The 24,860-nt window shown below is 60.6% G+C and carries 10 protein-coding genes; 7 read left to right on the forward strand and 3 right to left on the reverse strand.

Annotated elements, in window-relative coordinates:
- Together J1G33_RS12145 and J1G33_RS12150 are read right to left on the reverse strand one after the other, a co-directional pair.
- Window positions 1-873, reverse strand: coding sequence for an SDR family oxidoreductase (locus J1G33_RS12145; RefSeq protein WP_103733698.1), 873 nt, complete (start codon window positions 871-873; stop codon window positions 1-3).
- Between the two features lie 12 nt (window positions 874-885).
- Window positions 886-2,664 (reverse strand): acyclic terpene utilization AtuA family protein, encoded by a 1,779-nt coding sequence (locus J1G33_RS12150; RefSeq protein WP_223018146.1) that lies wholly within the window; start codon window positions 2,662-2,664, stop codon window positions 886-888.
- A 153-nt stretch (window positions 2,665-2,817) separates the two neighbouring features.
- Between J1G33_RS12150 and J1G33_RS12155 the strand changes: the two genes are divergently transcribed.
- Window positions 2,818-3,441, forward strand: a complete 624-nt coding sequence (locus J1G33_RS12155; RefSeq protein ID WP_005789994.1) for a TetR/AcrR family transcriptional regulator — start codon at window positions 2,818-2,820, stop codon at window positions 3,439-3,441.
- Window positions 3,442-3,533: 92 nt separating this feature from the next.
- A complete protein-coding gene (locus tag J1G33_RS12160) occupies window positions 3,534-4,322 on the forward strand; it encodes a transporter substrate-binding domain-containing protein (protein WP_078821952.1) in 789 nt (262 codons plus the stop codon).
- A 253-nt stretch (window positions 4,323-4,575) separates the two neighbouring features.
- Here the strand turns inward: J1G33_RS12160 and J1G33_RS12165 are convergent, their stop codons facing one another.
- On the reverse strand, window positions 4,576-5,127 hold the full coding sequence (locus tag J1G33_RS12165; protein WP_005789991.1) for an RNA polymerase factor sigma-70: 552 nt from the start codon (window positions 5,125-5,127) through the stop codon (window positions 4,576-4,578).
- Window positions 5,128-5,428: 301 nt separating this feature from the next.
- On the opposite strand from J1G33_RS12165, the gene J1G33_RS12170 reads away from it, so the two are divergent.
- The 5 genes from J1G33_RS12170 (at window position 5,429) to J1G33_RS12190 (ending at window position 24,827) form a co-directional block, all read left to right on the forward strand.
- Window positions 5,429-6,181, forward strand: a complete 753-nt coding sequence (locus J1G33_RS12170) for an alpha/beta fold hydrolase (protein ID WP_032880094.1) — start codon at window positions 5,429-5,431, stop codon at window positions 6,179-6,181.
- Window positions 6,182-6,232: 51 nt separating this feature from the next.
- Window positions 6,233-19,129, forward strand: a complete 12,897-nt coding sequence (locus J1G33_RS12175) for a non-ribosomal peptide synthetase (RefSeq protein WP_223018147.1) — start codon at window positions 6,233-6,235, stop codon at window positions 19,127-19,129.
- Between the two features lie 166 nt (window positions 19,130-19,295).
- A complete protein-coding gene (locus tag J1G33_RS12180; protein ID WP_223018148.1) occupies window positions 19,296-20,390 on the forward strand; it encodes a hypothetical protein in 1,095 nt (364 codons plus the stop codon).
- 23 nt (window positions 20,391-20,413) lie between these two features.
- Window positions 20,414-21,991 carry a hypothetical protein gene (locus tag J1G33_RS12185; RefSeq protein ID WP_223018149.1) on the forward strand — a complete coding sequence of 526 codons (1,578 nt, stop codon included), beginning with the start codon at window positions 20,414-20,416 and terminating at the stop codon, window positions 21,989-21,991.
- A 247-nt stretch (window positions 21,992-22,238) separates the two neighbouring features.
- Window positions 22,239-24,827 carry a hypothetical protein gene (locus J1G33_RS12190; protein ID WP_103733702.1) on the forward strand — a complete coding sequence of 863 codons (2,589 nt, stop codon included), beginning with the start codon at window positions 22,239-22,241 and terminating at the stop codon, window positions 24,825-24,827.
- The last annotated feature ends 33 nt before the right edge of the window (window positions 24,828-24,860 follow it).

Below are 24,860 nucleotides of genomic sequence, written 5' to 3' on the forward strand. Positions count from 1 at the left end.
TTATTGCTCCGTCTTGAGCACATCCGGCAGATAGGCGCGGTGGAACCCATTGAAGGGTTGGCTCGGCGCCTGCGCCTTGTGCAGCGGCCATGCCCGACTGCCCAGGCTGGCGGCACCGTCGATGCGCAGCGTGCTGCCGCTGACAAAGGCCGCGGCCGGGCTGAGTAGAAAAACGATGGCCGCGCTGACTTCCGACTCGGTGCCGATGCGTTTGAGCGGCACATGCTCGCGCAAGGTGGGGATCACGGCCTTGAACGCGCCTTCATAGGTGTCCATGCCGCTGGAGGCAATCCAGCCGGGCGCCACGGCGTTGACGCGCACCCCGGCATAGCCCCATTCAAACGCGGCGGTCTTGGTGAAATTATCCATGCCCGCGCGCGCTGCGCCGGAATGGCCCATGCCGGGCATACCGCCCCACATGTCGGCGAGCATGTTGACGATTGATCCACCGTGCTTGCTCATCGACTGGTTGAACACTTCCCGCGCCACCAGGAAACCACCCACCAGGTTGGTGCGCAGTACGGTTTCAAAGCCCTTTTGGTTGATGGCGGCCAGGGGCGAGGGGTATTGGCCGCCGGCGTTATTGACCAGGCCATGGATGGGGCCATGGTCGTGCAGAATCTGCGTGACCAGCGCCTTCACCGCCTCTTCATCACGAATATCACAGACATGCCAATGGGCGACGCCGCCATCTTCGACAATTTCCGCTGCGACCTTCTGCAGTTTTTCCGGCTTGCGACCCACCAGGATCACGCGAGCGCCCAAGGCCGCCAGCTCATGGGCGGTGCAGCGGCCAATGCCACTGCCGCCTCCGGTGACAATCACGGTTTGCCCCTGGAACAGGTCGGCTTTGAAGATCGAGTCGAAGGCCACGGCGACGGTCCTTTAGGTGAGTTGGTCGGCAATGTGTTGCGGCACGGCGATGGGGATTTCCAGCAGTTGCTGGGCAAAGGCTTTGCCTTGCGGGTCGATGCGCAGGCTGGCGATACCACCGCCGCCCAGGGCATTTTCCAGCAGGAAATTCAGGCTGTGGCTGCCGGGTAGATACCAGCGCTCGACGCGGCCGTGAAGGGGGTCGAGCACGTGGCTCATCCAATCGACGATCACCTCCCGGGTCAGCGTTTCGGCGATCCATGGCAGGTAGTCGGGGTGGCGGGCGATCACGCCGATATTGCTGTGGTTGCCCTTGTCACCGGAGCGCGCCACGGCAAGTTTCACCAGGGGCACGCTGGCGTCGGCGCGGCCTTGGGGTTTGGGCGGTTCGATGGGGGCAGCGGGCGTGCGTAGGGGGAGCGCGGCGGGCAGTTCGACGGCATGGCGTTGGCCTTGATAATCGATGCTCAGTGCACAGGCCGCCTTGTCGATCAGAAACGAAAACAGCCGAATCAACGGGTAGACCGTAGGCCGCCCGCCGACGATGCCGGTGAGCCCCGGCGCCATGCCGGTGGCCGCTTGCGCGATCTCGCGGGCGAACAGCACCAGGGCCTGTTTGCTCGGGTGCCTCACGGCCAGTTTCATCACCACTTCGCGGCAATCCTCACGCCGGGCATGGGCGCCGTAGGTGGCTTCGCTGCCCAGCAGCTCAATGTTCACGTCGGTGTAGGGCGCCCAACCGCGTTGGCTGAACAGTTGCTCGGTCTTGTTGATGATCGCCTGGCTGACCCGCTCGGCCTTGGCCACCGCGTCGATCCCGGCAAGCAGGCAACTGGCGGTACAGCGGAAACCATCAGGATAGGTGGCGCTGACCTTGTACTGATCGGTGGGTGGCAGCCCCTTGGCGCCGTGCACGCGCACTGAATGCTTGCCTTGCTGCTGCAACTTGACCTGGCTGAAATCGCAGATCACATCCGGCAGCAGATAGGCGCGCGGATCAGCGATTTCATACAGCAGCTGTTCGGCCACGCTGAGTTCACTGATCAGGCCGCCGCTGCCTTCGACTTTGTTGACGGTGAACTGGCCGTCGGCGCTGACTTCGACGATGGGGAAGCCGATGTGCTCGTAGTCCGGTACGTCGCGCCAATCGGTGAAATTGCCGCCGGTGCACTGGGCACCGCATTCGATGATATGCCCGGCCAGGGCGGCCTGGGCCAGATGATCGTAGTTTTGCCATGACCAGTTGAACTCGTGCACCAAGGCCGCGCTGACCACCGCGCTGTCGACCACTCGGCCGGTGATGACGATATCGGCGCCAAGCCCCAGGGCCTGGGCAATCCCCGGCGCGCCGAGGTAGGCATTGGCGGACACGCACAAAGGTGGCAGCGGGGCGCCATTGAACATGTCGGTGACGTTGGGCAGGTGTTTGAGTTGGGGGTGCAGGTCATCGCCGAGCAGCACCGCGATTTTCAGCGCAATGCCGGCCTGGTCGCAGGCCGCTTGCAGGGCGGAGGCGCAGGCCTGGGGGTTGATGCCGCCGGCATTGCTGATCACGCGGATGCCCTGGCGTTGGAGATCCGCCAGCAAGGGCGTGAGGACCTCGACAAAGTCCGTGGCGTAACCGGCCTTGGGGTCTTTCGTGCGTACTCCGGCGAGAATCGACATGGTGACTTCCGCCAGGTAGTCGAACACCAGGTAATCCAGGGCGCCGCCTTGCACCAATTGAGCGGCCGCCGTGCAGGTGTCACCCCAGAAGGCGCTGGCGCAGCCGATACGAACCGTTGTGCTCATGAGAAATCCTTCCTCCAGGGGCTGGTGTCGAGACTACCAAGCAAGCGCTTGGTTTGTAAACTGTGCGCACAAGTTTTACCCAAGCGCTTGCTTGGGTGGCGGCCACGGCCTAAATTGCCGCCCAAGATGTCAGCACAAGTGAAGGAGAGCAGCATGGATGAGCACAAAGCCCTGGGGGTGATGCGCGCCATGGTCGCCGGTGGCCGATTGACCGACCCCGAGAGCGCCCGGGGCAAATTGCTGCAAACCGCGGCTCACCTGTTTCGCAACAAGGGTTTTGAGCGCACTACCGTGCGTGACCTTGCCAGCGCCGTGGGCATACAGTCGGGCAGCATCTTTCATCATTTCAAGAGCAAGGACGAGATTCTGCGGGCGGTGATGGAAGAAACCATCCACTACAACACCGCAATGATGCGCGCCGCGCTGGAGGAGGCGAGCACTGTGCGCGAGCGTGTGCTGGCGCTGATTCGCTGCGAGTTGCAGTCGATCATGGGCGGCAGCGGCGAGGCCATGGCGGTGCTGGTCTACGAATGGCGTTCGCTGTCGGCCGAGGGCCAGGCCCAGGTGCTGGCCTTGCGCGACGTTTATGAAGATATCTGGTTGCAGGTATTGGGTGAGGCCAAGACCGCCGGGTATATCCGCGGTGACGTGTTTATTACTCGGCGCTTCCTGACGGGCGCGTTGTCCTGGACCACTACCTGGTTCCGTACCCAGGGCAGCCTGACCCTTGAAGAATTGGCCGAAGAGGCCCTGCTGATGGTGTTAAAGGCGGATTGAGGTGCACGTTATTAATTTGAGGGCGAACGTTGTCTCCCCCGATAAAAACGCCTAGCTTAGCGCCATCAGAATATTCAACGGTGTGTGCCTCGATGTTTTCGCCATGGCGGCTGGCTGCAGGACTTGCATTATGGGCACTGGGCAGCGCCGCGTGGACGCAGGCGGGCGCTGCGCAATTGGTGAGGATCGGCGCGGCGCACTTTCCGCCTTACACCGTACGTCCTGAACAAGGTGCCGACACCGGTTTGCTGCCGCAATTGATCGAGGCCCTGAACGCTGCGCAAACCGACTACCAGTTTGTATTGGTACCCACATCTATTCCCCGGCGTTTCCGCGATTTCGAGCAAGGCCGGGTCGACATGGCGATTTTCGAGAATCCGTCCTGGGGCTGGCGGGATATTGCCCATACCAGCGTCGACATGGGCCTGGAAGACGCAGAAATCTTCGTCGCCCAACGTCAGCCAGGTCGCGACGAAAGCTATTTTGCCGACCTTGCCGGCAAGCGCCTGGCAGTCTTCAGCGGCTATCACTATGCGTTTGCGGGCTTCAACCCCGACCCCAGGAACATGGCCCAGCACTTCAACGCCACCTTGACCTATTCCCATGACAGCAACCTGTTGATGGTCGCGCGTGGGCGGGCTGATATTGCCTTGGTGACGCGTTCGTACCTGAGTGATTTTCTGGTGCGCAATGTGGACATGGCCGGGCAATTTCTGGTGTCCGAGCGCATTGACCAGGTGTATCACCATTACGCGTTGCTGCGGCCCAAGGCACCGATCACGGCAGAGGCGTTTTCCGCATTGCTCAAGGGCTTGCGGGACAATGGGCAGATGCTGAAGATTTTCGAGCCGTATCGTATTGATCTGACGCCAGTGCCCTGAGGGGGATTTGAAACCTTTTTGATGGGGCGCGAGGGAGCTGGCTCCCGTGACGGTCGGATAGCTGGCGCATATCTACCTGACACGCCAAGATCCAAATGTGGGAGGGGGCTTGCCCCCGATGGCGGATTACGGCCAGCGTGGTTTGACGGGGCGCCTAAGATCAAGATCAAAAGCAGATCAAGAGCGGCTCGCTTCGCATCGTGGTTACCGATTGCCCGCGCCGCTCCTTCCACACTATATGTTTATGCCGCGCTCAAACCCTGCGTGCAAACGTATCGCTGTGGCTGCCCGACACCTTGCGGCAATGCACCAGCGCATCGCGAATCATGAAGTTCACCAATGTCGGCGAAACCCCCAACTCCTTGGCGATATCCTTTTGCGGCACGCCATGCAGGCGGTACATCTCAAACGCATAGCGAGTGCGCTGGGGCAATTCCGTCAGGGCGTCGGCGATGTTTTCCAGGGTGTTGAAATTGATGTGCGACGTTTCCGGTGAAGCGCCGTGAATAACCACATTCAAGCCTTCCTCTTCGGTCCCGGAGTATTTGAGCTCCAGGGCCTGCTTGCGGTAATGATCGATCGCCAGGTTACGCACGATCTGGAACAGGTAACTCAGTTGGGCTTTGAACGATGAAGTGATCGTCGGCGCTGACTGCAATCGGAAGTAGGCGTCCTGTACCACGTCTTCGGCACGGGAGCGGCACCCGGTAATGCGTGCGGCGATCTTCACCAATATCAGTCGATTATCGACGAACGCCTGCAGAAGGGGTGAGTCGCACCTGCCTGTGGATACTTGTTCCGTCATGGAAATCACCTTGTCGCAAAAGAGGTTAGGGGAGGGCGTCCTTGCTGAGGCCTCCTACACATCGGGCAACAAATTATGCTGAATGATAATGATTGTCAAATGAGAAGGCGAACTAATCTTATGCCTTTGTGGAAGGTGTGAACTACGTCTCGCTCGCCGCCTGCGACTAATTATTTGCCGGGGCCGTCCGTTCTTCTGGGTGACAGGCTTGTTAACAAACGGCCAAGGATCAGCACCCGCAGGAGGAGCAGATGGGTTTTTATCGTGCATTGGGCATGTGTCGGTTTGGAGTGCTTGCGTGATGAATACGCCCGCCCGGCTGCGTCTGTTTTGCCTGCCCCACTCAGGCGCCAGCGCCTCGGTCTATGCTCGCTGGCGCCGCGTCCTGCCGGATTGGTTGCAGGTATGCCCGCTGGAATTACCCGGGCGCGGCAGGCGCATGGACGAGCCGTTGCAGCGCGATATCAAGGCTCTGGCGGCGCAATTGGCTGAGGAAATCAGCCGTGATCTCGACGGTCCTTATGCCTTGTTCGGTCACAGCCTGGGTGGGCTGTTGGCGTTTGAGTTGGCCCATGCCTTGAGCGCGCGCAATGTGCCTGCGCCCCTGGCGTTATTTGCTTCAGGCACGGCTGGCCCGGCGCGGCGCGATGTCAGCGAATACGCTATCGAGAAGACCGATGCCCAACTCATCGCCCGCCTGCGCGAATTGCAGGGCACTGCCGAAGAAGCCCTGGCCAGCCCCGAGTTGATGCAGTTGATGTTGCCGATCCTGCGCGCCGACTTTCTGCTGTGCGGCAGTTTCATCTACGGCGAGCGCGAGCCGCTTGGCCTGCCAATCCATGTGTTTGGCGGCAAGCAGGACAGCGTACGCGCCGACCAGTTGCTCGACTGGCAACTCGACGCCGCCAGCGGTTTCTCCCTGGATATGTTCGACGGCCATCACTTCTTTCTCGTACAGCACGAAAGCGCCGTATTGCGCTGCCTGCGGCGCTATGCCGACGAGCACTTGGCGCGCTGGCGCATTGGCGCGGCACGGCAACTTGCCGCCGGCTGAACCTCACCGATTTCCCGAATTTCCCGTAAGCCGATTTCAGGCAGGAACCCCATGATGGACGCCTTCGAACTCCCCCGCACCCTGGCCCAGTCCCTTCAACGCCGCGCTGCGCAGACACCGGATCAGGTCGCGTTGCGCTTCCTCGCCGACAGCGCCGAGCAGAGTGTGGTACTCAGCTACCGCGACCTGGACCAACGCGCCCGCACCATCGCCGCCGCCTTGCAAGCCAATGCCGGCCTGGGCGAACGGGCGGTGCTGCTGTTCCCCAGCGGCCCGGACTACGTCGCAGCGTTCTTTGGGTGCCTGTACGCCGGGGTGATCGCGGTGCCGGCGTATCCGCCGGAGTCCACGCGCCGCCATCACCAGGAGCGCCTGCTATCGATCATCAGCGATGCCGAGCCGCGCCTGTTGTTGACGATTGCCAGCCTCAGCGAGGACCTGGCGCAGATTGAAAATGCGCCGCCGGTCCTGAGCGTGGACACCCTGGAGGCGCAGCTTGCCGAGCACTGGGTCGAGCCCCAATTGCAGGCCGACGACATCGCCTTCCTACAATACACCTCGGGCTCCACCGCCTTGCCCAAGGGCGTGCAAGTCAGCCATGGCAACCTGGTGGCCAACGAAGTGCTGATCCGTCGTGGCTTCGGTATCGACCTCAACCCCGATGATGTGATCGTCAGCTGGTTGCCGCTGTATCACGACATGGGCCTGATCGGTGGCCTGCTGCAACCGATTTTCAGCGGCGTGCCCTGTGTGTTGATGTCGCCGGCCTATTTTCTCGGCCGACCGTTGCGTTGGCTGGAAGCGATCAGCGAATACGGCGGCACCATCAGTGGCGGTCCGGATTTCGCCTACCGCCTGTGCAGCGAGCGGGTCAGCGAGTCGGCCCTCGAACGCCTGGATTTGAGCCGCTGGCGCGTGGCCTATTCCGGCTCCGAGCCGATTCGCCTCGATACCCTGGAGCGCTTCGCGGAAAAATTCGCCGTCTGCGGTTTCACTCCGAACAACTTCTTCGCCTCCTACGGTTTGGCCGAAGCGACCCTGTTTGTTGCCGGCGGCACCCGTGGTTGCGGGATTCCCGCGATGCACATGGACGAGCAAGCGCTGGCCGCCAACCGTGCCGAACCGGGCCAGGGCAGTGCGATCATGAGTTGCGGCACCAGCCAGCCGGACCACGCTGTGCTGATCGCCGACCCGCATACCCTCACCGAGCTTGCCGACAACTGTGTCGGCGAACTCTGGGCCACGGGGCCGAGTATCGCCCACGGTTACTGGCGCAACCCCGAAGCCAGCGCCAAGACCTTCGTTCAGCACGCCGGCCGCACCTGGTTGCGCACCGGTGACCTGGGTTTCATCCGCGACGGCGAGGTGTATATCACCGGTCGCCTCAAAGACCTGCTGATCGTGCGCGGCCACAACCTCTACCCCCAGGACATTGAACAGACCATCGAGCGTGAAGTGGAGGTGGTGCGCAAAGGTCGCGTCGCCGCCTTTGCCGTGAATGACCAGGGCCTGGAGGGCATCGGCATTGCTGCGGAAATCAGCCGCAGCGTGCAGAAAATCCTGCCGCCAGAAGCACTGATCAAAGCGATCCGCCAAGCGGTGGCCGAGTCCTGCCAGCAAGCCCCGAGCGTGGTGGTGCTGCTTAACCCCGGTGCGCTGCCGAAGACGTCCAGCGGTAAGGTACAGCGCGCAGCCTGTGCGATTCGCCACGCCGATGGCAGCCTCGATAGCTATGCGCAATTCCCCGGAGTACAAGAGGCTGCGAGCGGGGCGGCGCTGGCGTCTGATGTGCAACAACAGATCGCGGCGATCTGGTGCGAGCAACTGCAACTGCCCAGCGTGGCCGCCGATGACCATTTCTTCCTGCTGGGTGGCAACTCCATCAGCGCCACCCAAGTGGTCGCCCGCCTGCGTGAAACCCTGGGCCTGGAACTGAACCTGCGCCTGCTGTTCGAAGCACCGACGCTGTCTGCCTTTGCGGCGGGCGTGGCGCAATTGCAACAGGACGGCGGCGTTGCCCAGGGCGTGATTCACGCGTTGTCGCGCCAGGAAGAGCTGCCCCAGTCGCTGGCACAGAACCGCCTGTGGATCACCTGGCAGTTGGACCCGCACAGCAGCGCCTACACCATTCCCGGCGCCTTGCACCTGCGTGGCGAGCTGGATGAAGAGGCGTTGCGCGCAAGCTTCCAGCAACTGATCCAACGCCACGAAGCCCTGCGTACGCGTTTTTACGAGCGCGAGGGTCAGGGCTTTCAGCGTGTCGAGGCCGCGACGGATTTTGCGCTGCAAGTCATCGACCTCAGTGACTTGCCCGCTGCCGAGCGCCAAGCGCGTGCGCAGCAGATTCGCGAAGATGAAGCGCGTACCCAATTCGACCTGGAGAAAGGCCCGCTGCTGTGGGTTACCCTGGTGCGCCTGGACGATGAAGACCACCAACTGCTGGTGACGCTGCACCACATCATCGCCGACGGCTGGTCGCTGAATATCCTGATCGACGAGTTCTCGCGCCTGTACGCCGCTGCCGTCCAGGGCCAGCCCCTTGAGCTGCTGCCGCTGGCCCTGCACTACGCCGACTACGGCAGCTGGCAGCGCCAATGGCTGGCCGAAGGCGAAGGCTCGCGCCAGTTGGCGTACTGGACGGCGCAGTTGGGTGAGGAGCATCCGGCCTTGAACCTGGCCACCGATCATCCGCGTTCGGCCCAGCATCGGCACAGCGCCTCGCGCCACAGTCTGCGTCTGGATACACGCCTCAGCGCCGCGATTCGCCAAACCGCTCAGGCTCATGAGTCGACCCCGTTCATGCTATTGCTGGCGGCGTTCCAGACCTTGCTTCATCGCTACAGCGGCCAGCGCGATATTCGCATCGGCGTGCCCAATGCCAACCGCCCGCGCCAGGAAACCCAGGGCCTGATCGGTTTCTTTATCAACACCCTGGTACTGCGTGCCGAGCTGGACGGGCGCCTGCCGTTCGACCAACTGCTGGCCGCCACCCGCCACAGTGCGTTGGGGGCCCAGGCCCATCAGGACTTGCCCTTCGAACAATTGCTGGAAGCCTTCCCCCAGGCCCGTGAACAGGGCCTGTTCCAGGTGATGTTCAACCACCAGCAACGTGACCTGAGTGCCTTGCGCCGCTTGCCGGGGCTGTTGGCCGATGAACTGCCATGGCACAGCCGCGAAGCCAAGTTCGACCTGCAACTGCATAGCGAGGAAGATCACAACGGGCGCTTCAGCCTGTCGTTCGACTACGCCGATGAGCTGTTCGAAAGCGCGACTATCCAGCGCCTGGCCGAGCACTACGTCAGCGTGTTGCAAGCGGTCTGCGAGCAACCGCAACAGGCCATCGGCGACCTGCCGTTGATGTCGCCCGGCCAGCAGCAACCCTGGGGCGAAGCGCCCTGCGAGCCGGCCCGGCAGTGGTTGCCTGAGTTGCTCAGCCAACAGAATTCGGACGCCACTGCGCTGGTCTGGCAGCACGGCAGCCTGACCTTCGCCCAACTGCATACCCAGGCCAACCGCCTGGCTCACTACCTGCGCGACAAAGGCGTCGGCCCGGACGTGTGTGTGGCCATCGCCGCCGAGCGTTCGCCGCAACTGCTGATCGGCCTGCTGGCCATCATCAAGGCCGGTGGCGCCTACGTGCCGCTCGATCCGGATTACCCTGCCGAGCGCCTGGCCTACATGCTCAAGGACAGTGGCGTACACCTGCTGCTGACCCAAACCGCGTTGCTGGAGCAGTTGCCGACTGCCGAAGGCGTGTGCGTGATCGCCATGGACAGCCTGCACCTCGACAGCTGGCCAACCCAGGCACCGGGCTTGCACCTGCATGGCGACAACCTTGCCTACGTGATTTATACCTCCGGTTCCACCGGCCAACCCAAGGGCGTGGGCAACACCCATGGCGCGCTGGCAGAACGTTTGCAGTGGATGCAGGCCACCTATCAATTGAATGAAACCGATGTACTGATGCAAAAGGCGCCGATCAGTTTCGACGTGTCGGTGTGGGAGTGTTTCTGGCCGCTGATCACCGGTTGCCGCCTGATGCTCGCGGGGCCGGGTGAACACCGCGACCCGCACCGCATCGCGCAGTTGGTGCAGGAACATGGCGTGACCACGCTGCACTTTGTGCCACCGTTGTTACAGCTGTTTATCGATGAACCGCTGGCAGCCGAATGCACCAGCTTGCGCCGTATGTTCTCCGGCGGCGAAGCCTTGCCCGCCGAGTTGCGCAACCGCGTGTTGGCGCAGTTGCCGGCAGTGCAGTTGCACAACCGTTATGGCCCGACCGAAACCGCAATCAACGTCACCCATTGGCATTGCTCCGCCACTGATGGTGAGCGCTCGCCGATTGGTCGGCCGTTGGGCAATGTGATCTGCCGCGTGCTCGACGAGCAGCTTAACCCGCTGCCGGCCGGGGTGCCGGGCGAGTTGTGCATCGGCGGCATCGGCCTGGCGCGTGGTTATCTTGGTCGTGCCGGGCTGACGGCCGAACGCTTTGTTGCGGACCCCTTGGGTGCGGCGGGCGCACGCCTGTATCGCACCGGTGACCGGGCGCGCTGGAGTGCCGATGGCGTGCTTGAATACCTCGGGCGCCTGGACCAGCAGGTCAAACTGCGTGGGTTCCGGGTGGAACCGGAAGAAATCGAAGCACGCCTGCTGGCCCAGGACGGTATCGCCCAAGCCGTGGTGCTGGTGCGCGACGCGCAGTTGATCGGCTACTACACCGCCCACACCGAACTGGATGAGCAACAGGTCAAAACCGCCCTGGCCGCCCAATTGCCGGAATACATGGTGCCCGCGCTGCTGATGCGCCTGGACGCCATGCCGCTGAGCCCCAGCGGCAAGCTCGACCGGCGCGCCTTGCCCGAGCCGGTCTGGCAAACCCGCGAACACGTCGAACCGCACACGCCTTTGCAGCTGCAAATCGCCGCGATCTGGCGCGAGGTCTTGGGCCTGCCGCGCATTGGCCTGCGCGATGACTTCTTCGCCTTGGGCGGGCACTCGTTGCTGGCCACGCAAATCATCTCGCGCACCCGCCAGGCGTGTGACGTCGAGCTGCCGTTGCGCACCCTGTTCGAAGCCAGTGAGTTGGGCGCCTTTGTCGAGCAGGTCGGGCTGATCCAGGCGGCGGGGCAGCGCAACCAACAAAGCGCAATCGCCAAGGTCGACCGCAGCGCGCCGGTGCCGTTGTCCTATTCCCAGCAGCGCATGTGGTTCCTCTGGCAGATGGAACCGGACAGCCCGGCCTACAACGTCGGCGGCATGGCGCGCCTGCGCGGCGTGCTGGATGTGCAACGTTTCGAGGCGGCGTTGCAGGCATTGATCATGCGTCACGAAACCCTGCGTACCACCTTCCCGAGCGTTGACGGCGTGGCGTGCCAGAACGTCGCACCGCAGACCGGCGTGCGCATGGACTGGCAGGACTTCTCAGCGCTGAGCGAAACCGAGCGCCAACAGCGTTTGCAGCAACTGGCGGATCAAGAAGCGCACACGCCGTTCAACCTGGAAACCGGGCCGCTGCTGCGGGCCTGCCTGGTCAAGGCCGGCGAGCAGGAACACTACCTGGTGCTGACCCTGCACCATATCGTCACCGAAGGCTGGGCCATGGACATCTTTGCCCGTGAACTCAGCGCCTTGTACGAAGCTTTTATCGACGAACGCGATTCGCCGCTGGTGCCGCTGCCGGTGCAGTACCTCGACTACAGCGTGTGGCAGCGCCAGTGGCTGGAGTCCGGCGAGCGCCAACGCCAGCTGGATTACTGGACCGCGCAACTGGGCACTGAACATCCTCTGCTGGAACTGCCCGGTGATCGCCCACGGCCTGCGGTACAAAGCCACCAGGGCGAGCTGTACCGCTTTGACCTGAGCGATGAGTTGGCGGCCCGCGTGCGCGCCTTCAATGCCGAGCGCGGCCTCACGCTGTTCATGACCATGACCGCCACCCTGGCCGTGTTGCTCTACCGCTACAGCGGCCAGACCGACCTGCGCATCGGCGCGCCGGTCGCCAACCGCATTCGTCCGGAAAGCGAAGGGCTGATCGGCGCGTTCCTCAACACCCAGGTGCTGCGTTGCCAGCTCGATGGGCAGATGAGTGTCGCCCAGCTGTTCGAGCAAGTCCGTCATACGGTGATCGAGGGCCAGTCTCACCAGGACCTGCCGTTCGATCATCTGGTGGAAGCCCTGCAACCGGCGCGAAGTGCCGCGTATAACCCACTGTTCCAGGTGATGTGCAACGTGCAGCGCTGGGAGTTCCAGCAGAGCCGCCAACTGGCGGGCATGACCGTCGAGTACCTGGCCAACGATGCGCGGGCGACCAAGTTCGACCTTAACCTGGAAGTCACCGACCTCGACCATCGCCTGGGTTGCTGCCTGACCTACAGCACCGACCTGTTTGATGAACCGCGCATTGCGCGCATGGCCGAACATTGGCGCAACCTGTTGCACGCCTTGATCGCCAACCCGCAGCAGCGTCTCAGCGAATTGCCGTTGCTGAGCGCAGATGAACAGCGCGCATTGAAGGACAGCCTCGGGGTTGAGAAGGGCGAGCATCGCCTCGACCAATGCATCCATCAGCTGTTCAGCCATCAAGCCAGCCAGCGTGCCGATGCCCCAGCGCTGACCTTTGCCGGTGTGACGCTCACTTATGCTGAGCTGGACGCCCGCGCCAACCGCCTGGCCTGGATGCTGCGCGAGCGCGGGGTGGGCCCGCAGGTACGGGTCGGCCTGGCACTGCCGCGCTCGCTGGAAATGGTCATCGGCCTGCTGGCGATCCTCAAGGCCGGTGGCGCCTACGTGCCGCTGGACCCGGAATACCCGTTGGACCGCCTGCATTACATGATCGAGGACAGCGACATCGGCCTGCTGCTCAGCGATGCGGCGATGTTCGAAGCCCTCGGCGAATTACCGACGACCGTGGCGTGCTGGTGCCTGGAAGACGACCTGCCGGTGCTGGAGAATTACCCTGCCGATGCGCTGCCGTTTGTGAGCCTGGCGCAACACCAGGCGTACCTGATCTATACCTCCGGCTCCACTGGCAAGCCCAAGGGCGTGGTGGTGTCCCACGGTGAAATCGCCATGCATTGTCAGGCGGTGATCGAACGGTTCGGTATGCGTCCGGATGACTGCGAGCTGCACTTTTATTCGATCAACTTCGACGCCGCCACCGAGCGTTTGCTGGTGCCGCTGCTCAGCGGTGCCCACGTGGTATTGCGCGCCCAGGGCCAGTGGGATGCCGAAGAAATCTGCGCGCTGATTCGTACCCATCGCATCAATATCCTTGGCTTTACCCCCAGCTATGGCAGCCAGTTGGCGCAGTGGCTGGCGACCCGGCAGCAGACCTTGCCGGTGCGCATGTGCATCACCGGTGGCGAAGCCTTGACCGGCGAGCACCTGCAACGTATTCGTGCGGCGTTCATGCCTGAGGTGTTCTTCAACGCCTATGGCCCCACCGAAACCGTGGTGATGCCGCTGGCCAGCCTGGCGCCGCAGCAGTTGGAGGAGGGCGCCGGCAGCGTGCCGATTGGCAGCATCATCGGTGAGCGCGTGGCCTACATTCTCGACGCCGACCTGGCGCTGGTGCCCCAAGGCGCCAGTGGTGAGTTGTATATCGGCGGTGCCGGCCTGGCCCAGGGCTACCACCGCCGGCCAGGGATGACGGCGGAGCGGTTTGTCGCCGATCCGTTTGCCGCCAAGGGCGGGCGCCTGTACCGCACCGGCGACCTGGTGCGCCAACGCGCCGATGGCCTGGTGGAATACCTGGGGCGTATCGACCACCAGGTGAAGATTCGCGGTTTCCGTATCGAGTTGGGCGAGATTGAAACGCGCTTGCTCGAACATGCCGCCGTGCGCGAAGCGGTAGTGCTGGCCCTGGATGCACCGAGCGGCAAGCAACTGGTTGCGTACCTGGTCAGCGATGCCGAGCCTGTCGCCTTGCGCGAGGCGCTGAAGGCGCACCTCAAGGCGCAACTGCCGGACTACATGGTGCCTGCGCATTTGATCGTGCTGGACAGTATGCCGCTGACCGCCAACGGCAAGCTCGACCGCCGCGCCTTGCCTGAGCCGGACCCTGAGGCCAATCGCCAAGCCTACGTGGCGCCCCGCAGTGAGCTGGAACACAGCCTGGCCGCCATCTGGTGCGCGGTGTTGAATGTGCAGCAAGTCGGCCTCGACGATAACTTCTTTGAACTGGGCGGTGACTCGATCCTGTCGATCCAGGTGGTCAGCCGGGCGCGCCAGGCCGGGATCCATTTCAGCCCCCGTGACCTGTTCCAGCACCAGACCGTGCAAACCCTGGCCGCTGTCGCCACCCGTTCGCAGCAGGTCACCGCTGAGCAAGGTGTATTGACCGGCAGCTCTGGGCTTACGCCGATCCAGCATTGGTTCTTCGACACCGATATTACGGCGCGCCAGCACTGGAACCAGGCGCTGGTGCTCAAGCCATTGCAACTGCTCGACCCCCATCGCCTGGAGCAAGCGTTGCTGGCGGTGCTGGAACATCACGACGCGCTGCGCCTGAGCTTCACCCGGCGCGACGCGCAGTGGCATGCCGAACACCTGGCCGTGCCGGAAGGCGGCGTGCTGATGCAGGCGCAGGTGCGCGACATGGAGCAATGCACCGCGCTGTTCACCGATACCCAGCGCAGCCTCGACCTTGAGCACGGGCCGCTGTTGCGTGCGTTGCTGGTGGACGGGCCGCAGGGCCAGCAGCGCTTACTGATCGCGATCCATCACCTGGTGGTCGATGGCGTGTCGTGGCGTGTATTGCTGGAGGATCTGCAAAACGTTTATCGCCAACTCAGTGACGGCCAGTCTGTCAGCCTGCCGGCCAAGACCAGCGCGTTGCGCGATTGGGCCGCGCGTTTGCAGGCGTACGCCGGCAGCGAATCCCTGCGCGAAGAGTTAAGCCTGTGGCAGGACCAGTTGGCCGGCCCGGCCGTGACACTGCCGGTGGCACGCGCGCAAGGCAGCTTGCGCAATCGTGACGCCGAGACGGTCAGCGTGCGCCTGGACGCAGAGACCACGCGCCAACTGTTGCAGCAAGCGCCGAGCGCCTACCGCACCCAGGTCAACGACTTGTTGTTGACGGCCCTGGCCCGCGTGCTGTGCCGCTGGAGCGGCCACGACTCGGCTTTGATTCAGCTGGAAGGCCACGGCCGCGAACCGTTGTTCGATGAGATCGACCTGACGCGCAGCGTCGGTTGGTTCACCAGCGCCTACCCGTTGCGTCTGACCCCGCTGGCCGAGCAGGGCGCCTCGATCAAGGCGATCAAGGAGCAACTGCGCGGCGTGCCGCACAAGGGCTTGGGCTACGGCGTGCTGCGCTACCTGGCGGACGACCTGTGCAAACGCAGCATGGCGGCATTGCCAGGCGCCGACATCACCTTCAACTACCTCGGTCAGTTCGACCAGAGCTTTGGCGCCGAGGCGCTGTTCCACCCGCTGGATGAGTCCGCCGGCCTGGCCCATGATCCGGACGCACCGCTGCCCAATGAGCTGAGTGTCGACAGCCAGGTCTACGGCGGTGAGCTGGTGCTGCGCTGGACCTTCAGCCGTGAGCGCCACGATGCGCACACCATCCGCAATCTGGCCGACGCCTACCTGGCCGAACTGCGCAGCCTGATCGCCCATTGCCTGCAGGACGATGCCGGAGGCCTCACACCGTCCGATTTCCCCTTGGCGCACCTGACCCAGGCGCAACTGGATGCCTTGCCGGTTCCGGCCAGCGCCATCGAAGACGTCTATCCGCTGACCCCGATGCAAGAGGGCCTGTTGCTGCATACCTTGCTGGAACCGGGCACCGGCCTGTATTACATGCAGGACCGTTACCGCATCAACAGTGCCCTGGACCCCGAGCGTTTCGCCCAGGCCTGGCAAGCGGTGATCGCCCGCCATGAAGCCTTGCGCGCTTCGTTCTGCTGGAACGTCGGCGAAGACATGCTGCAAGTGATCCACAAGCCCGGCAGCACGCCGATTGAATACCTGGACTGGAGCGCCGACCCGCAGGATGAGCAGGAACCGCGCCTGCAAGCGTTGCTCAAGGCCGAGCGTGAAGCAGGATTCGATCTGCTCAACCAGGCCCCGTTCCACTTGCGCCTGATCCGCGTGGGGGAGGCACGTTACTGGTTCATGATGAGCAACCACCACATCCTCATCGATGCATGGTGCCGTTCGCTGTTGATGAATGACTTCTTCGATATCTACATGGCCCTGGGCGAGGGTCGCGACGCGCAACTGGCGACGCCGCCGCGCTACCGCGACTACATCGCCTGGCTGCAACGCCAGAACCTCAATGAAGCGCGCCAGTGGTGGCAACAAAACCTGCAAGGCTTCGAACGCACCACGCCGATCCCGAGCGATCGCCCGTTCCTGCGCGAACATGCCGGCGGCAGCGGCGGCATGGTGGTGGGCGACTGCTACACCCGCCTCGATGCCCGTGACGGTGCGCAACTGCGTGAACTGGCGCAGGCGCACCAGCTCACCGTCAACACCTTTGCCCAGGCGGCATGGGCATTGGTGCTGCGTCGCTTGAGTGGCGATCGCGATGTGTTGTTCGGTGTCACGGTGGCCGGGCGCCCGGTAGAGATGCCTGAGATGCAACGTACCGTCGGCCTGTTTATCAACAGCATCGCACTGCGGGTGAAACTGCCCGAGGACGGCCAGCCTTGCAGCGTGCGCCAGTGGTTGAGCGCCTTGCTCGACAGCAATATGCAGCTGCGCGAGTACGAATACCTGCCGCTGGTGACCATCCAGGAGCACAGCGAATTGCCCAAGGGCCAGCCGTTGTTCGACAGCCTGTTTGTGTTCGAAAACGCCCCGGTGGAAGTCTCGGTGCTGGACCGTGCGCAAAGCCTGAATGCCACCTCGGATTCCGGGCGTACCCACACCAACTTCCCGCTGACTGCCGTGTGTTATCCAGGGGATGACCTTGGTTTGCACCTGTCCTACGATCAGCGCTACTTCGACGAAAGCACCGTGCAAGGCATGCTCAGTGAGTTCAAGCGCCTGCTGCTGGCGCTGGTGCAAGGCTTCCATGGCGACATGGCTGATTTGCCGCTGATTGGCGAGCAGGAACGTGAATTCCTGGTGGAAGGCTGTAACCAGAGCGCACATGCCTACCCGCTGGAGCGCAGCTACATCGAGTTGTTCGAGCAACAGGTGGCGCAACATCCGCAGCGTATCGCCGCCAGTTGCCTCGACCAGCAATGGAGCTATGACGAGCTGAACCGCCGCAGCAATGGCCTGGGCCACGCGCTGATTGCGGCGGGTGTGGGCCTGGACCAACCGGTGGCGTTGCTGGCTGAACGTGGGTTGGACCTGCTGGGCATGATCATCGGCAGCTTCAAGGCCGGTGCCGGCTACCTGCCGCTGGATCCGGGGCTGCCGGGTCCGCGCCTGAGCCGCATCATCGACCTGAGCCGCACGCCCTTGCTGGTGTGCACCGAGGCGTGCCGGGAACAGGCCATCGAACTGCTCGAAGGGGTCGATTGCCAGTTGCTGGTGTGGGAGGAAATCCCTGCCCGTGGCGAAAACCCAGGTGCCTACAGTGGCCCGGACAACCTCGCCTACGTGATCTATACCTCGGGCTCCACCGGCTTGCCCAAGGGCGTGATGGTTGAACAGCGCGGGATGCTCAACAACCAGTTGAGCAAGGTGCCGTATCTGGGTCTGAGCGACGCGGATGTGATCGCCCAGACCGCTTCGCAAAGCTTTGATATTTCCGTCTGGCAGTTCCTCGCCGCGCCGCTGTTTGGTGCGCGGGTAGATATTGTGCCGAACACCATTGCTCATGATCCGCAGGGGTTGCTGGCGCACGTTCAAGCACAGGGCATCACTGTGCTGGAGAGTGTGCCGTCGCTGATCCAGGGCATGTTGGCCCAGGAGCGTATCGGCCTGGATGGTTTGCGCTGGATGTTGCCGACGGGTGAGGCAATGCCTCCGGAACTGGCGCACCAGTGGTTACTGCGCTATCCGCAAATTGGTCTGGTTAACGCTTATGGCCCGGCGGAGTGCTCGGATGATGTGGCGTTCTTCCGCGTCGACCTGGCCTCGACCCGTGGCACTTACCTGCCGATTGGTACGCCGACCGACAACAACCGTTTATACCTGCTCGATGGCGCCTTGGAGTTGGTGCCACAAGGAGCTGTCGGCGAATTGTGCGTCGCCGGCACCGGTGTCGGTCGCGGCTACGTCAGCGATCCGCTGCGCACCGCCCAGGTGTTTGTACCCAACCCCTTTGGCGCGCCCGGCGAGCGCCTCTACCGTACCGGCGACCTGGCGCGGCGTCGCAGCGATGGTGTGCTGGAGTATGTCGGTCGTATTGACCACCAGGTGAAGATTCGCGGCTACCGCATCGAACTGGGTGAAATCGAAGCGCGCCTGCACGAGCAACCACAGGTGCGCGACGCGGCGGTGGGTGTGCAAGAGGGCGTCAATGGCAAACATCTGGTTGGCTACCTGGTGGCTGCCGACGCCACGCTGGACCCGAGCGAACACTTGGAGCGCATCAAGCAACGCCTGCGTGCCGAACTGCCCGAATACATGGTGCCGCTGCATTGGCTATGGCTTGATCGCCTGCCCCTGAATGCCAACGGCAAACTCGACCGCAAGGCCCTGCCGGCCCTGGAGATCGGCCAGTTGCACAGCCAGGACTATGTGGCGCCGCGCACTGAACTGGAAGCCACGTTGACGGCTATCTGGGCCGAAGTGCTGAAAGTCGAGCGGGTAGGGGTGCAGGACAATTTCTTCGAACTGGGTGGGCACTCGCTGCTGGCTACGCAGATCGCTTCGCGGGTGCAGAAAACGTTGCAGCGCGATGTGCCGCTGCGGGCGATGTTCGAGTGCAGCACGGTGGCGGAGTTGGCCGCGTATATCCACGGGTTGGCCGCCAATGAAATCAGTGCCGAGAAGGTGGATCGGTTGAGTGATTTGATGGCGGAGTTGGAGGGGCTCTAAGGCGCAAAGGGCGCTGTCCGTTGGTCGGGCAGCGCCGTTTTTTTAGCGCGAACTGTCAATTCTGACAGTAGGCGGGGGCGAAAAAATAGGACTCACTTAAGGGAGTGCCTTGGCCGGACTGGGCTGGTCGAGGATACCTACCTCTCTTGAACACGGAGTTCTGAAAGTGGCCAAGCAAACATCCATTCCTGAAACCCCCTCAAATACCGACAATGCGTCAACGCCTTCAATTACGCCACAGCCGCAGGCGCTAGAAGCCGACGCGCCCATCATCTCCAGTGAGCTGTACGGGACGATTACGGCAGAAGCGATGGAGAAGGACTCATACCTGACTGTCGACTCGCGCATGGACAGGTTGGACATTACCGTAAAGTTCAGCATAAAGGAGGCGCCAGAGATCCGCTTGAATGATGTTGTTGACTCAAGCGGGCAGCCGGGTGCCAGGGAAATCCTGATTCCGCAGAAATACCTGACCATGTCCATGGGGTACACGCTGATCGTATGGTACGAGGGCACAGTGAGCGGTAAACCAGCCGTTTCACTGACCAAGGAAGTGGGGGTGACTTTTTACTCTGCAGAACAAAGTAAAGCGCTAGCGCCTCGATTAAGAGATGAAAAGATATTCCAAAATACGCCAACCTATGACATGCACGATCACAAAGGCGATGAGATAGTTGAAATACCTATTCCTCCACTTGCCCAGGTTGGAGATAAAATTTATTGCAGTGTCGTTATTGAGCAATTCAGTGGAAAACCCGTTTTCTATATCGTGGCTTACGGGTATGCATTAACGCTCGAAGATATAGCATCAGGCGAAAAACTTGAATTTCCGATTCCTCGTGGTTGGCTGGCACGTCAAAAGCCACGTTACGAATCAATTACTTGTCAGGCTGCCTGGATCACCAGTGGCGAGGAGCCCCAACCGCCGGCTGAAGTTGAAAACCCTGATGAAGAGACCCGTCTTCCCAGGAACGCTCTTCAAATCCAACATCGTCGTACCGCTGCTTTCACTGGGGATCAAGGCCTGGAGAATTTGCTGCCTCCCCATTTGCGGCAGTCTGCGTTTTTCGATGATAAGTGGTGCCTCAATCCGGAGCTCACTAAAAATGGGGGAGATATAGATGCGCCGGAGCTGGACACTTATGCCGGTGATCAGATCTGCTTCTACGTAAGCGGTCCCGGCTACGGATCGAAGTTACTGGGTTGTGTGGATATTGAAAGCGAGGGGAACCGGCGTCCGTCAAGTTACCGCGCTGTGTGATTGCTTGTTTCTTTAATAAGCCGATGACGCTGAGCTATACCGTTCAATTTCCTAATCTGATGGGTCCAGAGCCTCAGTCGCCGGAGCGGGTGGTCGATGTGCTGAAGCCTAGACTTTCCAAGTCGGAAATTGCAGAGGCCACTCACGGCAAGGTTAACCTCAATATTTTCGATGAGGACGCATCGGCGTTTGTTCATATTGGCGACTATGCCACATGCTCAACGTTCTGCTGGATGTGGATCACCGGTGAACATGAGGACGGAAGTAGCTACCAATCGGAAATTTTGACGAAGGCGCCTGTTACTGAGGACTGGAAGAATAAAGGTGTTGAGACGTTTATCTCGAGAGACAAGCTGCAACAACTGGCTGATTGCAGTGATTTTGAACTGCATTTTGCCGTGAGTTTCTGCGAGGCCTCTGACCGATCAGAAGCTATCGAGGCTCCGGCGGCGACTTTCCATATCGTCCAGGAAGACCTGGTGCTGCCCACGCCCGAAGTCGACAAGGCTGAGGGTGATGAATTGGAACCCTGGAATGCGCGAGATGGCGTAGACGTGGTGGTGAGTTATCTACGTATGAGCGACAGGCAAACCATCGAGCTTTGCTGGAAGGATGATGAAGACAATTGTTGGCCGTTGGATCCTCAAACCGGTGACAGAACAGGCTCTGTCACCTTCCATTTGCCAGCGCCAGCGGTGATTGCTTCCATCGGTAGCTCCGTGGAAATCAAATACACAGTGACCACCCGCTGTGGGATTAAAACGTCCGAAAGTCTGCTGTTGAAAGTCCTCGTGCCCCACCGTTTACCGACTCCTGTGGTACGGCAAGCGACACCGGTCGCTACTCAGGATGGTGTTCTGAACCTAAGTGCGTTTGCCGGCAACGCTGATATCGACGTAGAGAAGTGGTGGTTTATCCTGCTGCAGCAGAAAGGCAGGATGCGGGCGGAAGGCACTCGACAAAACGGTGGTCTCTACGCCTTTGATGTGTATCTGAAAAAGCCAGTGACAGATACCAGCGCAGGATTATCAGATATCGTGAAGCGATCTGACTTGGCGGTTTTGAAGAATAACTCTGCGCTGACGTTTACATTTTTTGCCAGGCCCAACCCGCGTTCTGACCAAGGTTACGAGGTCATGTTCCCATCGTTAAGGTTGATTTTCCGTTCTGAGTACCGGGATTTCACATCGTTTACAGGCGGCAGTCGGAATGGTTGGCTCGATGGGGCGGCCTCTCAGGGGGAAAACAGATACGCCTCGTTTTTTGGAAAGTCTTGCATCGCCAACGGTACTGCCAGTTCAGGCACCGCTGGCGTCATTCTATACAAAAATGTGACTGGGCTTGAGGTGGGGCGTAGTTATCGCTTCAGTATGCTTGGCTGTACTTATAACGGGGCTGCCCCGTTCCCACAGTTGTCGCTACGTACGAATGCAGGTGCCGTTACTGCGGCAACGCTGTTCACAGCCATGGCGTGGAAAAGAATAGAGGGGGTCTTCGTCGCTTCCAGCTCGTCGATGCAGATGCAAGTTGTGTCTCACCTCGCTTCGGGAGCTAGCGGTAATGATTTCGCGATGACGGACCTTTTGATCGAGGACGCATGACCTTGATAACAGCCGATTGAAAACGCTCCCGCCATTGGCGGGAGCGTTTTTGCACCTACTGTGGAGTTGCAGGGATCTTCAGGCGTAGTGGGTACTGTCCGATGGTCGGAGAATACGTTCTCCAGCTGATAACTGTGAATTCTGACAGTAGGAAAAGAGGCGTTTTTTCGATGTGATAGGACGGTGTCGATCAGGACTTACACCTGTACCTCGGCATTTCCTGCCAATTGAAAAAGGACCTCTCCTCATGCCCAAATTATTGCTGGATCTGCCCGAGCCAACGCTGGTTGAGGCTGACGAAAATGGCCGTGTCGATTCACTCACTCTGCTAGACGGAGGCAATGTCAGCGTCTGCTACGACGACATGCAGGCAACTGACAGCATCACTCTGAATTGGCCACTGGCGGGCAGCGCTTATCCGCCGATACCACCCCAGAATGGCAACGACGCTGGTTGTATCAACATTTATATCCCTGCCGAATACATAGCACTATGGTTGGACAATTACGTGTTGTTCACTTACACCGTTACCCGAAACGGGGATGATCAAACGTCCTTACAAGGTCAAGTATGGATCAGCCTGCCCTCGAACCTGCCTCAGGTGCAAATTCTCAAAGCAACCGATGGCAAACTGGATCTTTCTTTGTTGTGCTGTAAAGATCCGATTCTTTACATCCCATCCTGGGCATTTGCCGACACAATCCAGACGATCGACTGCTATATAGGCGGCATCTATCCCGATGGGTCCAAGGCCAGACTCTACCCATTCGAGGATGAACCGGTTACCGACGAAGACATACGCCTGGGCTGGCGTCGAGCAATCCCTCGGGAGTTGTTCCAACAACTTAAACATGACAGCGAACTGTTTGTTTTGGCCTCCGTGCGCTTCAGCCGGGCCACTCCCTATAGATCGTTCCCCTCGCTAGTGTTGACATTGCTCACCGAGCCTCACCTGGAACTGTCGCCACCTGACCTCAAGGAAGCTGCACACACCGAGTTCGACGGCTGGGTGGTCAACCCCATAAACACGGTTAACGGTGCGCATATCACTGTGGGGTATGAGGGCATATGCAGCGGTGATACGGTATGCCCGAAGTCTTCCGGGACGCCGGGGCCAGGAACGCCGGTGCTGGAGTGTCGCCAACCGGTTGAAGGTGAAACCAGCCTGGTGTTTGCAGTATCGCCTTTAGCGATTCGTGCCAACTTTGAGCAAACCATTACCTTGACTTACGGCGTCACGCGTTGCGACGGCAGCCAATGGTCTTCACCCGAACGCAGGGTGAAAGTGCTGGGCATCACGGGCTTGCCAAAATCGAATATTGAACAGTCCACAGGCAACCGTCTGGACCTCAATACCTTTCGTGGCGACGCAAAGGGCGTGGTGCCCATTTGGAGTTATGCCATTGAGCTGGACTGCTGCTGGATGTGGGTAACCGGTACGCTTGAGGATGGCAGCGACTATTGTTTTTATGTGTTGGAGGCCGAGCCGCTTAAAGCCGCCTGGTTACACGATGGGGTCGATACACCGATCTCCAGGGCCAAGCTGCAAAAGCTGGCGGATTGCAAAGCGTTTGAGCTGCATTTTGCCGCGAACTTCGATGGCCAGTGTACGTGGGAGACTGCCGTCGAGTTCCCGGTTCGGACTTTCAGCATCGAGCAGGAAGCTTTGACACTGCCCCCTCCCAGGGTATGTGAAGCAGTGGATGATCAACTGACCATCTGGAATGGCCGGGACGGTGTAACGGTGCGGGTGGAGTATGAGCGGATCAGCCCTCATCAGACGATTCAGGTAAAGTGGATCAAGGCGGACGGTACGAGCCTGCCGTTGGAATCAAAACCGGGCAACAGTGATCCGGGCTATGTTGATTTTGCGATCCCGCGTGAAGCGGTGATTCAGGGCGCAGGTAAAACCATCCTGATCAACTACATAGTGACCAGTACTTGTAAGTTGGCGCCGTCGAAGACGCTTGGGCTGAAGATCAGTGTGCCGACCCGGTTGCCGACACCCGTTGTGCCAGAGGCTACGCCACCTGCTACTCAAGGCGGGATTTTAGATCTGCAGACTTTTACCGGTGATGCGCATATCACCGTGTATGACGCAAACTTCGACAAAGCGTGGTGGTTTGCTTTTGAAGGGCAAAATGCTTGGCTACGTGTTGTCGGGACTCTCGAATCCGGTGCCCCCCATACAATCAACGTGCGTATGGACCCACGCGTAATTTCAGAGGAAGTCGATAACGGGTTATCGGCAGTACTGCTGCGATCTGAATTGGAAAAATTGAAAGATCACAGCCCGTTGACTGTTTTTTGCGAGGTCACGACTGACGGGAGTTCAAGTGCGACGGGCGCAGTGCGGTTCCCATCATTGGAATTGACAGTCATTGTGCCCCCCAAAATTCGCTATGAAAACTTTACTGGTCAGCCGACCCGACTGATTTCTGCAGGCGCAAGTATTAGCATCCCGACGATGAACATACGTTTTCTATCTGGGCCAGGAAAAATGGGTATCTCAACGTATCCATCGACACCAGGGATGCTAGAGGGGCAGGCACTTGTTTTTGCTGATGGATTAGGCCAGGCACCGAGTCATCAAAGAGTGCGCCTTGATTTAACCTTTACATGTAAGCGTGTGAAGTGTGCATATACCTGGAATCACTATCCTACGACAGTGAGTTTTTACAGTCCGTCTGGCGGATATTTAGGTGCAGTAAATTTAAATGGGAGTCCTTTGAATAGTTGGATCGATTTTTCTGCACCGGTAGGTTCGGTAATAGGCTACATAGAGATATCGTCTGGCGATTGGATGTACTTTGATTTCTTTACCTTCTGGTTGTAGCTTCAGGCAGCTTGACTAAACGCCCACCTGCTT

The organism is Pseudomonas sp. P867 (genome assembly GCF_019891455.1).
Lineage (GTDB): Bacteria > Pseudomonadota > Gammaproteobacteria > Pseudomonadales > Pseudomonadaceae > Aquipseudomonas > Aquipseudomonas synxantha_A.